Source organism: Desulfosoma caldarium (genome assembly GCF_003751385.1).
Lineage (GTDB): Bacteria > Desulfobacterota > Syntrophobacteria > Syntrophobacterales > DSM-9756 > Desulfosoma > Desulfosoma caldarium.
This window is the reverse complement of sequence record NZ_RJVA01000011.1, coordinates 181180-192314: the sequence shown is the minus strand read 5'-3', so window position 1 is coordinate 192314 and position 11135 is coordinate 181180. Positions and strand designations below refer to the sequence as shown.

The 11135-nt window shown below is 57.8% G+C and carries 9 protein-coding genes; 1 reads left to right on the top strand and 8 read right to left on the bottom strand.

Annotated features, from left to right (window positions below):
- Positions 1-169 precede the first annotated feature (169 nt).
- From EDC27_RS06770 to hypA, 7 genes are all read right to left on the bottom strand, one after another.
- Complete coding sequence (locus EDC27_RS06770; protein WP_123289856.1) at positions 170-613, bottom strand: PPC domain-containing DNA-binding protein; 444 nt, start codon at positions 611-613, stop codon at positions 170-172.
- An 80-nt stretch (positions 614-693) separates the two neighbouring features.
- On the bottom strand, positions 694-1827 hold the full coding sequence (locus EDC27_RS06765; protein WP_123289855.1) for a radical SAM protein: 1134 nt from the start codon (positions 1825-1827) through the stop codon (positions 694-696).
- A 385-nt stretch (positions 1828-2212) separates the two neighbouring features.
- Positions 2213-3223 carry a hydrogenase expression/formation protein HypE gene (gene hypE, locus EDC27_RS06755; protein WP_123289853.1) on the bottom strand — a complete coding sequence of 337 codons (1011 nt, stop codon included), beginning with the start codon at positions 3221-3223 and terminating at the stop codon, positions 2213-2215.
- A gap of 54 nt (positions 3224-3277) precedes the next feature.
- Positions 3278-4405 carry a hydrogenase formation protein HypD gene (gene hypD / locus EDC27_RS06750; RefSeq protein WP_245994317.1) on the bottom strand — a complete coding sequence of 376 codons (1128 nt, stop codon included), beginning with the start codon at positions 4403-4405 and terminating at the stop codon, positions 3278-3280.
- Between the two features lie 23 nt (positions 4406-4428).
- Positions 4429-6891, bottom strand: a complete 2463-nt coding sequence (gene hypF / locus EDC27_RS06745; protein WP_211334802.1) for a carbamoyltransferase HypF — start codon at positions 6889-6891, stop codon at positions 4429-4431.
- Positions 6840-7502, bottom strand: a complete 663-nt coding sequence (hypB, locus tag EDC27_RS06740; RefSeq protein ID WP_407923344.1) for a hydrogenase nickel incorporation protein HypB — start codon at positions 7500-7502, stop codon at positions 6840-6842. The genes hypF and hypB overlap by 52 nt, the downstream gene beginning before the upstream one ends.
- 12 nt (positions 7503-7514) lie before the next feature.
- Complete coding sequence (gene hypA, locus EDC27_RS06735; RefSeq protein ID WP_245994368.1) at positions 7515-7871, bottom strand: hydrogenase maturation nickel metallochaperone HypA; 357 nt, start codon at positions 7869-7871, stop codon at positions 7515-7517.
- 824 nt (positions 7872-8695) lie between these two features.
- On the opposite strand from hypA, the gene EDC27_RS06730 reads away from it, so the two are divergent.
- Positions 8696-9673 carry a cation diffusion facilitator family transporter gene (locus EDC27_RS06730; RefSeq protein WP_123289849.1) on the top strand — a complete coding sequence of 326 codons (978 nt, stop codon included), beginning with the start codon at positions 8696-8698 and terminating at the stop codon, positions 9671-9673.
- A 101-nt stretch (positions 9674-9774) separates the two neighbouring features.
- On the opposite strand, the gene EDC27_RS06725 is transcribed toward EDC27_RS06730, so the two are convergent.
- Entirely contained in the window at positions 9775-10716 is a 942-nt protein-coding gene (locus EDC27_RS06725; RefSeq protein WP_123289848.1) for a methionyl-tRNA formyltransferase, read from the bottom strand.
- Positions 10717-11135: the final 419 nt, after the last annotated feature.

Genomic DNA, 11135 nt, shown 5'->3' with positions numbered 1-11135 from the left:
TAACCTCGACTCAAAGCAAAGAAGCGATATACGGCAGGTATGACCCCGTGTCGGACACGGCTAAAAGCTAAAGGCTTGGCCCCTTGTCGCACGAAAGCCAGAGTCTTGACTCCATGTCCTGTTTTCCCACCTGCGGATAAAAAATAAAGGTCTGACCCCACCCGTGGGGTTATAGGGTGAGTAGGGTTAGGCCACTGGAGGCGTCTTTCGTGCGCACGGCGCGGCTTCCGAGAATTTCAAGAAGGATGACTTCGCCCACGAGCCAGACCGTCACGCCCGCTCGCGTGCATCCGACGGATGCGCCGCCTTCGCGCCCGGACGCCCCATGCATGTGAAGAACGGGATTTCCGTTTTCGTCGGGAAAGAGCGTCCCCACGGCCAAGATCTCTTGAATCCCTGAAAGGGTGTGCACCAACGGAACAATCTCTCGACCGCGCCCGGCTTCCGGCCCCACCACGACACGGCTACCGTCATCGATGCCTCCCAAAAGAATGGCCATGGCCCGCTGCACACCCTTTTCCCGGGCAAAGGTTTCGATGACCTCGGGAATTCGCTCCCCTTCTTCCAGCCGCAGTACAAACACCCGTCCCACTTGCCCCTCATCGTAGCGCATCTGAACCTCCCCGACGGTTCATCAATAAAGGTTTCACTTCATTCACGATGTCCGAGAAGGCGCTGCCATGGCACCGAACATTAGCACAGCAGATGCCGATTGGCCAATCGCACACGGCGTAAGCCCGCGCGATGCGCCGCCTCCAGACACGCTTCGGCCTCCGTTCTGGACGTGGTGGGAAAATCTTTTAGAACAAACTGGGGCGCAAAACCCAGGAGCGCGTAGGGAATATCGGGGTTGAGGTTGGCGATGAATCGAGCGAGGCGCGACACTTCCGCTTCTCCCACGTAACCCGGAACCAGAAGCGTGCTGGCAATGAGCAAGGGGGGATCGGGACGCAAGGGAACCCATTGGGAAAGCTTGGCGAAGTTTTCCAATACCTGGCGGTTGTCCGTCCCGCACAAAGCCCGATGAATATGGGGATCCCAGGCTTTAAGGTCTACCTTGATACAGCCGCCGGATTCCAAGGAAAGTTGGACCATGGGCCGAAGCCAGCTGGAATGCATGCTTCCGTTGGTTTCCCAACAGACGCGAAGAATGCGACCCGATCGTGCCTTGACGGCTTCCCGGGAAAAACGCAGGGCAAAGGGCAACTGAGGTACCGGATCACCGCCGAAAAAGCAGATGCATGAGGTGCGCTCCGTCACGGCCGGAAGCATTTCATCCACGGCCAACTTTGGCCTGTCCCACGGCGTCTCCCGCTTAAAGGACCAGTTTTGACAATAGAGGCAGTTGAAATTGCAGGCCTCAAAAAAGACGGCCAAATTGTACCAGCCCACTTCCGGCCCTTTGGCCATGCTGAAACGGGGATACCCCACGCCGGTGCCTCCGGCACAGACCCAGTCCGCCACGCAGTTTGTGGGCAGGGGATCGTGATAGTAGGACACCGAGGCCACAAGCCGCCCATCACGTCGCAGACTTTCCATGTCCCCTGTGCGAACCCCACAATAGCCCCATTGCCCTTGCGTCATGCGGCATCGATGGTGACACAGTCGGCATTCGGCTCCGATCCGTGCCTGGGGCACTTCCTCAGGCAGACGAAAACGCGTGCGGGATTTTCGATGTAGGGCGTCCACCAGGGGGCGAGCCCGTTCCCAATCGTGCACGATGCAGTGGGCGCATATGCCGAGGCCGGAACCCGCGCCCTCAACCTGATGACCACAGATGCGGCAGCGAAATCCCCGCGGTCCGCCGGTCAACCATGTAAGCCCCACGGCGCCTCCCCTCCTGGCATCACAGCCCGTCGTACACTTCTAATCCCTTTCCAGGGATCCCCATACTGTGGAATTTTCCACATGGCCGCATTCTCCGTCACCCCTGCCCTGGACGGCGCAATAAATCCTCCCTTCACACCCCAGGCTTTCCGCCTTCAGCAGGCTTCTTCCTTTCTGGGAGTCTAGCCCACGCGTCAAAAGGCCGACAAGGGCCGGGCTGCATTTTGCTCTGGTAAATGCGGATTGAGGACCATGCTTGAAAAGGCCCATACGGTTTCATCGTCTTGAACCACCTTGCCGCACGCCGTGAAATCGCGGCACGGCGCCATCTGGGGTCGCGGCATCGCCGCACCCACAACCCAAACTTTAGCCCAAACGCCTGGAATCAGCAGATGCGTGGAAGAGGTTCGCCACGAAGCATGTCCACGATACGGTGCCCGCCGATGCGGGTGCGCAAGGTAACTCGACCGGGATGGTCCGCCATGACCTCCCCGATCAAGGCCGCGTGGCGCCCTAGAGGATGACGCCTCATGGCGTCCAGAGCCTTTCCGGCTTCTTCCTGAGGAAGGACCACCAGAACCTTTCCTTCATTGGCCATGTAGAGCGGGTCCAGACCGAGGATTTCACAGGCTCCCGCCACATCTTCTCGAATGGGCAAGGCCTCCTCAAAGAGCCGAATGCCCACACGGGATTGGCTCGCAATTTCGTTCAGGGTCGTGGCCACACCGCCTCGCGTGGGATCGCGCAACACATGAACATGAGCACACGCCGTCAATATGGCAGCCACAAGGGTGTGCAACGGGGCGGAATCGCTTTGAATAACCCCTTCCATGGACAGACCTTCGCGGGAACACAAAATGGCCGTGCCGTGATCGCCAATGGTGCCGTTGATGAGCACGGCATCGCCCGGGCGAGCATTTTGTCCTCCCAGCGACACCCCCGGCGGAACGATACCCACGCCTGCCGTGGTGATAAAAATTTTGTCCCCTTTTCCTTTGGGGACCACCTTGGTGTCTCCGGCCACCACGGTCACGCCCGCTTCGCGAGCCGCTTCCGCCATGGACCTCACAATGGTTTCCAAAAGCGAAAGGTCCAGGCCTTCTTCCAAAATGAAACCCGCCGTCAACACCATGGGGCGAGCGCCGCTCATGGCCAAATCATTCACAGTTCCATGAACGGCCAAGGATCCAATGTTGCCACCGGGAAAAATGACGGGATCCACCACGTAACTATCGGTGGTGAACGCCAGCCGATCCCCCAAAAAATCCATGACCGCGCTGTCGTTCATGGCATCGAGAAACGGGTTGCTTAACAAAGGGGCAAAAAACCGCGTCACCAGTTCATGGGTCGCCCGACCTCCACTGCCATGATCCAACAACACCTGCGTTTCCTTCACCGGCCTATCCCCCTTGCGCCTGCCCGTAAAAGTCCTCTTTTCCGGCTTTCACCGTCAATACTTCTCCTCCAGATCCAAATCTGGGCCGTCATAAGCGTACTTGAAGTAGGCTCCACAGGTGCCTTCGCTGGACACCATGCACGGTCCTTTGGGATTTTGCGGCGTGCACACTTTTCGAAACAAAGGGCATTGTAACGGCGCAAGGACGCCTCGCAGCACATCCCCGCAGCGGCACGCGGGATCTTCACGAACGCTCAACGTGGGCACAGAGAACCTTTGGGTGGCATCAAACCGAGCCCATTCGTCCCGAAAGGCCAACCCGGAACGGGCAATGGGTCCCAGCCCTCGCCAGACGGCGTTGGCAGGACGAAACACTTGAGCCATGAGTCTCTGGGCGGCCGTGTTTCCTTCCCACGTGACGCCCCGCCGATATTGCACATCCACGCGCGCCTCCCCCGAAAGGCGCTGCTCCACCAGCATCCAAAGCCCGTGCAGAATGTCCAAAGGCTCAAATCCCGCAACCACGCACGGCATTCGGTACCGAGAAGCCACGTCTTCATAGGCTTTGGCCCCGATGACCGTCGTCACATGACCGGGACATAAAAACCCGTCCAGGCGAAGATCTCCGGAGGACAAAAGGGCTTCCATGGCCGGCGGCAGCACCTTATGGGCAGAAAAGACGGAGAAATTCTGAATTCCTTGACGATTGGCCATGGTCACGGCCGCGGCCACCGTGGGGGCCGTGGTTTCAAAACCAATACCTATGAAAACCACTTCCTTGTCGGGATTTTCCTCTGCCAAGGCCACGGCGTCCATGGCACTGTAGACCATGCGCACGTCGGCCCCTTGAGCTCTTTCCTGAGCCAGGGAGGTGCGGGATCCCGGCACGCGAAGCAAATCTCCAAAGGTCGCCACGATGGTGTCGGGCTGGGATGCAAACCAGATCGCCTTGTCGATGTCTTCGGAAGCCGTTACGCAGACGGGACAGCCGGGGCCGCTGATGAGTTCCACCGTCGAAGGCAAAAGGGGACGCAGCCCGGAGCGAAAGATGGACACCGTGTGAGTGCCGCAGATTTCCATAAAGCGCATGGGCGCTCGTCCTGCACACTGTTTTTTGAGCTTTGCCAGGATCGTGCGCGCCAGCGTGCCATCTCGAAATTCATCAACGTATTTCAGGGTCATCGCTTACCTTCACGCCACGGGCATCAATTTGTAGCATCATCGATTCCACCGACCGATGGGTCACGGAGGCCAATTCTTTCCGCCACACATCGGCCGACATAGGCTTGTCCCAGGGCTATGCAGGCATCATTGGGTGGAACCTGCTCGTGCGTCAAGACATGCCACCCGCCTTCTTGCAACGAACGCCGAAGGGCCGTGTGCAGGAAAACATTTTGAAATACGCCGCCGCTAAGCGCCACGGTGCGCAAGCCCGTATTCTCAGAAAGAATGTCCAAAAGCCGGGTCAGGGCCACAACGAGGCCGTTGTGAAACCGACAGGCCACCACACCCGGCTTTTCGTTGAGAAGAAGATCTTTGGCGACCTGAGCCACCAGAGGACGGCTGTCCAAAATCCAGAGCCCTTCATCGGCGTACAGATTCGCCTCGTAGGCTTTGGGGTCTTGCTCGATGGACTGTTCCAGCTCCACGGCGGCTTGTCCTTCATAGGAGATGCAGTCCCGCACGCCGCACAGGGACGCCACGGCATCAAAAAGGCGCCCGCAGGAGGAGGTCAGGGGCGTGTTGATTTGTCGTTCGAGCATCTGAAGCACCAGCCGGCGTTCCTTTTCCGGCCATCTTTTCATCAAAGGGGCGTAACGCTCTTCCGTGGCATCCTTGGCCAAAAGCCACAGGGCTCCCAAGGCCGTGCGCCATGGTTCCTTGACCGCTCGATCCCCCCCGGGCAGCCGTAGATGAGAAAACCGTCCCAAGCGACGCCAAACATCCCCATGGACATAAAGAAATTCCCCGCCCCATACGGTGCCGTCGGGCCCGTAGCCCGTGCCGTCCAAGGCCACGCCAAGGACAGGTCCATCGTATTGCCTTTCGGCAACCACCGAAGCGATGTGTGCGTGATGATGTTGCACGGCCATGCGATAGGGACGAACCGTGTGCGGCGGTTCGACGCCTGCCCCTTGCGCATTCGAAGGCGGAAAAGGATTTCCATGGGCTTCCGCCCATTGCGTGCTCAGGTAGTCAGGATGTAAATCATGAACGATCCACGCGGGACGCACATCCAAAATTTTCTGCAAATGCTCAATGGTTTTTTCAAAGGCTTGAAAGGTTTCTAGATTTTCCAGATCGCCGATGTGCTGGCTCACAAAAGCGTCCCGGCCTCGAGTGAAACACACCGTGTTTTTCAATTCGGCTCCCGTCCCCAAAACCACAGGGCCGGCGCACGACAGCCGCACGGGGACGGGCACATACCCACGGGCACGCCGAACAGGAAGAGGGCTGTCGGAAAGCACCCGCATGACGGAATCGTCACAGCGGATGTAAATATCGCGGTTATGCATGAGAAAAACGTCGGCGATGCCTTGAAGCCGTTGCCGCGCTTCGTCGTTGTCCGTAACGATGGGCTCATCGCTTTGATTGCCACTGGTCATCACCAAAGCATCGTAGGAACATTCGTGAAAAAGCAGGACATGAAGCGGCGTGTAGGGAAGAAAGGCTCCCAGATAAGCATTTCGAGGCGCCACCGACGGGGCCATGCCCGCGCCCGCGGCTTCGGCATTCCATCGCTTGCGCAACAAAACAATGGGCCGTTCCTTGGAACACAGCAGGCGTTCTTCCTGCGCACTCACGTGGCACACCGCGCGAACGGCCTCGAGGTGCGCAAACATGACGGCAAAAGGCTTTTCTTCTCGAAGTTTTCGGCGCCGCAGACGAGAAACCGCTGCCTCGTTCCGTGCGGAAACGGCCAGGTGAAATCCACCCAGGCCCTTGACGGCAACGATTCGTCCTTGCTCCAGCAGTTCCACGGCCTGGCGAACGGCGTCATCCCGTTCGGCCACGACCCGGCCCTGGTCGTCTTCCAGCCAGACGTGGGGGCCGCATTGAGGACAAGCGTTGGGTTGCGCATGGAAACGCCGATTTGAAGGGTCTTCGTATTCGGCACGGCACGCGGCGCACATGGTAAACACCGCCATGGTCGTCTTGTGCCGATCATAGGGAATGTCCTGAATGATGGTGTAGCGCGGACCGCAGTTGGTGCAGTTGATAAAAGGATACCGATACCGGCGGTCTTGAGGATCCAGCAATTCCCGCCGGCAGTCCTGGCAAATGGCCGTATCGGGAGAAATCAGTGCCGTACGAAGGGGCGACGTCTCGCTGGCGATGATCTGAAACCCCGAGAGGCCTTCATAGGGTTTCTCCTGGACCTTCATGGAACGAATGGCCGCCAGAGGTGGGGCATCCCGCTGCAGGCTGGCCAGAAAACCTTCCACCGCCTCGCGGCGTCCTTCCAGCTCCATTTCCACGCCGGTGGCGTCGTTTCGCACCCATCCGTTCAATCCCCACCGGTGCGCCGCTTGGAAGACGAAGGGCCGGAAACCCACGCCCTGAACGATCCCTTCCACGCGAATCCCGACCCGGCGAAACCCATGGAAGTCCGCCATCAGGGCAGGTTTTTTCTCTCCCGTATTCGGGCTTCCAGCCACGCTATCCACGCTTCCAGCCCTTCTCCCGTGCGGCACGAAATGTCGAAGATTTCCAGTGTGGGGTTGAGCTGCCTAGCCCTTTGGTGAATGGCGTGAAGATCACAGTCCACGTAAGGAAGAAGGTCCACCTTGTTCACCAAGAGCACCGAGGAGATTTGAAACATGAGCGGATACTTGATGGGTTTGTCATCCCCTTCGGCCACGCTCAGGATGGTCACCTTGTGGTGTTCCCCCAAATTGAATTCGGCGGGACACACCAAGTTGCCCACATTTTCGATGACAAGGACGTCCACGCCTTCCAGCTGCAGGCTGTCCATGGCCATGCGGATCATGTTGCTATCCAGATGGCACGCGCCATCCGTATTGATCTGCACCGCCTGCACGCCTTTGCGCTGCAACCGTTCCGCATCGAATGACGACTGAATGTCCCCTTCGATGACCGCCATCTTGTAACGATCCTGCAAGGCTTCGGCTGTGCGTTCCAGCACGGACGTCTTTCCCGCCCCGGGAGAACTCATGAGGTTCAGAACCAAAACCTTTTTGGCATCGAAGATCTTGCGGTTTTCTTGCGAAAGGCGCTCATTGACTTCCAGAATGTTACGAACCACGGGAACTTTCATTTCCGCCATCTTTTACGCTCCGTCATCGCTTCCGCGCCCTTCGATGGACATGACCGTCATTTCGCGACCGCTGATGAGCGAAAGCCCTGAAACCACAGGACCACACTGAGGGCACATGTCCAGGCGATCTTCCATTTCAAAAAGTTCACCACACAAGGGACAGCGCATCACCACGGGAACCGTTTCAATGTCTAAGGCGGCGTTTTCCGCCGGCGTGCCCTGAGCCACCACTTGAAAACAAAAGGTCAGAGCTTCTGGAACCACGGCCGCCAAAGCGCCCACCTGCACGTTGATGCGATCCACGGTTTTCATGCGGTGCCGACGGCATTCATCCAGAACGATCTCAAGCACGCTTTGGGCGATGGCCATTTCATGCACGATGCGGTCCCTCATGCGACGCTGGTGAGCCCACGAAGGTCGGAAAGGTTTCGTGAGCCCTTTTTCCAAGGCATAGCGCACTTAACACAGGACCTAAATGGGGTCAAGATCGGCCCCGAACTCTAAAGGTTCCAAGCTTGGTTCAGTCTCATGGGTCTCACATAAGCCCGACGCGGATCGGGGTCGAGTCACCGAGCGGGTTAGGATCATGCCACCCAAGGAAAGCACCTCTCACCTGCGCTTCAGCGCGTCTTGTTCTGTGGTGAGTCCCATGTCCTTGGCTATCTGTGAATTGGCAAGATATTCAGCCCCTTGGCAAAGGACACCGTCCACCGTCTGGATTCCGCCCTGTGCCAATGACAGTGAGGGACCACCCCCCTTGTTCCATGAGTGTCGGGCTGAGAGGAGAAGCCATGGATCCGCAGGCCGGCATCCGATTCCTGTCTTTTCCATGGTTGATCAAGAGTGTCTCATTTCCATGGGTACAAGCCAAGTGCTCCTCTCTACCTGTTGCAGAGGACCAGGGCTATACGGCGCCACCGAGTCCGTTTGGCAGGTGGTCTGACACCGATCACGCCCAATCCATTTGTCGGACGTGCTCCAACCTGCCAATGTGCTCTGATAACTTTTAGGCCTGCTTGCCAAGCGGCTCAGAACACCATATCCATCTTCGTGCACGGTGCACCTTGGGAATGAAAGCCATTCGTGGTAAGGTGCTCTGGGCCTGGAAAGCTCTTTCGGCACCGTGAAAACGCTCTTGACCTTTTCGTGGTTCGGGCGGGGCGAGCGCCCCCACAAATCCTTGGCATACGATTATGGAAGAACGATCACAACGCACGCGCCTTCAAGCCATCGCCCTCTCTTTGACGCTCAGCGTCCTTTTGATGGCCGTAAAATTTTATATCTATTTTCTCACCCGCTCGGCGGCCGTGTTGTCCGATGCCCTGGAATCCATTGTTAACGTCATCGCCAGCAGCTTTGCTCTCTGGAGCATCTATCTTGCCGCAAAACCTCCCGATTCAGAGCATCCTTACGGCCATGGGAAGGTGGAATATTTCTCCGCAGGTTTTGAAGGCGCCTTGATCGTCGTTGCGGCCCTCGGCATCTTTTGGAGCGCCTGGCATCAGATTCGCCGCCCTCACCCTTTGCCCAATCTGGATTTGGGCTTGTGGCTTGTTCTGGCCACCAGCATCGTTAATGGCGCCCTTGGAGGCTTTCTGGTCACCATGGGAAAACGTACCCACTCATTGGCCCTTGTGGCCGATGGCAAACACATTCTCACGGATGCCTTTTCTTCGGCCGCCGTCGTACTCGGCCTCGTTCTCGTCAAATTCACCGGGTGGCACTGGATCGACGGAGTCGTGGCCGCCCTCATCGGCGCCCACATTCTTTTCTCCGGACGCTCGCTCCTCAAAGAATCCTTCGCCGGCCTCATGGACGCCTCCGATCCAGCCCTCCTTCGCGAAATCTCGGAACTCCTCGCCCAGCATCGAAAAACCATCTGGATCGATATCCACAGACTGCGCGCTTGGCGCTCCGGCCGGCACCTTTACGTGGATTTCCACCTCATTCTGCCTCGCTATCTTCCTCTCATAGACGCTCACCGGGAAGTGGCCGAGCTGGAAGAGCTGTTTCGCGTGCATTTTCAGGGCTCGGTCGAAGTGTTTGTGCATGTGGATCCATGCCAGGATCCCGACTGCCCCATCTGCAGCGTGCCCCAGTGCGCCAAACGAAGTCATCCCAAGTCGGTATCCACTTTTTGGAGCCAAAGCCACTTGACCACGCGTCAATAATCCGCACATTCCCGACGCGCTTCAACGGGCTTCCTCGGAAAGACAGCGAGTGGCGAAAACGATGCCCCTCGAAGCCCTTCACATCCCCAAGGCGGACGGACTTATCCACAGGGTTCAAAGTTATCGCCGGGTTTTAGTCCGCTTGCCTTAACAAAATCGGCCGCACTCATCTTGCCGGCCTCTTTGCTCAGCACCTTCTTGACAAGGAGCACGCCCAATCCGGTTTGCACTGTAAATCCGTCAGCCGTCACTTCCAAAACTTCTCCAGGAGCACGGCTCGGTTTCTCCCACATTTGGACCGGCATGGGAGCCGCTTCCTGAATAATTAGGTTCTTTCCCTGCCACCGCGTGCCGGCACCCGGCACGGGAAAGGCACCTCGAACAAGGTTGTAGATGGTCTTCACGTCTTGGCGCCAGTCGATCTGCGTGTGTTCGGGCTTGAGTGCCGGCTGGAAGGAAGCCAGGCGAGGGTCCTGTGGAATCCTTGGAGCTTTTCCCTCGCGAATGAGACGGACAGCCTCCGGCACCAACTTCACTCCCAGGGGATAGAGCTTATTGAAGTAAAGACTCGCGGTGGTGTCGTCCGGGGCAATGGGCACGGATTCCTGCAACACGATGTCTCCCGTATCCACCCCATCATCGATGTAATGGATGGTCACCCCCGTCTGCAGTTCCCCGTGAAGAATGGCCCAGGCAATGGCGCTGCCCCCGCGGTATTTGGGAAGCAATGACGGATGGTAATTGATACCTCCAAGGGTCGCCACATCAAGAACGTCCTTGCCCATGTATTGCGTGACGAAAACAAGAACAAAAAGATCTGGTTTTTTGTCTCGAACCCAGGCCAAGACTTCCGGGCCCTTCAGATGGCGTGGCTGCAAAAGGTCAAGACCACGTTCCACGGCCAGTTCCTTAAAAGGGTTCGGCTTCTTGGCTCCCGGCACATCCGGCACCGTGATGGCCCCCACCACCTCCTCACCGCGATCCAACAAAGCCTTCAAGCAGTCCCGACCAAAAGGCGCCTGTCCGATGACCACCAGTCGCATACGCTCCCTCCCCTGTGTTGCTGTATGGACAACGCGTGCTCTCCCTCGGCGCCGATGACGGACCGGTCAGCCCCATGGACATCTCATGGAAAACGCGCAGTGGCTGTGGTGAACACGAACAAAACCAACACGTGGAAAAGACGGGGAGAGAGAGCGGCGATTTTTCGGGTGAAGGAGAAAATGCACTCGATCCGTCAGCGAGCCGTACACCAACCTTACCAACCCCTCCACGCCCATGCAAGAAAGGAATAATGATTAATGGGGTCACAGCTTGATTTGTGCTGAAGGATTTACGTGGCTCGCGAACTATGGTGATCAACTATGGTCTCACATCTTGGTTTGTGCCGCTTGCCCAAAACCATGGGGTCACATGCCACTGTGCCACCGGGGTCACGGAGTCAAAGGAGGCCAACGGTGTT

Bases quoted from the DNA above. Each gene is read 5' to 3' on its own strand.
- EDC27_RS06730 (WP_123289849.1), top strand. From the start codon at position 8,696: ATGGAAGAACGATCACAACGCACGCGCCTTCAAGCCATCGCCCTCTCT.
- EDC27_RS06770 (WP_123289856.1), bottom strand. From the start codon at position 613: ATGCGCTACGATGAGGGGCAAGTGGGACGGGTGTTTGTACTGCGGCTG.
- hypB (WP_407923344.1), bottom strand. From the start codon at position 7,502: ATGAAAGTTCCCGTGGTTCGTAACATTCTGGAAGTCAATGAGCGCCTT.
- EDC27_RS06725 (WP_123289848.1), bottom strand. From the start codon at position 10,716: ATGCGACTGGTGGTCATCGGACAGGCGCCTTTTGGTCGGGACTGCTTG.
- hypD (WP_245994317.1), bottom strand. From the start codon at position 4,405: ATGACCCTGAAATACGTTGATGAATTTCGAGATGGCACGCTGGCGCGC.
- hypA (WP_245994368.1), bottom strand. From the start codon at position 7,871: ATGGCCATCGCCCAAAGCGTGCTTGAGATCGTTCTGGATGAATGCCGT.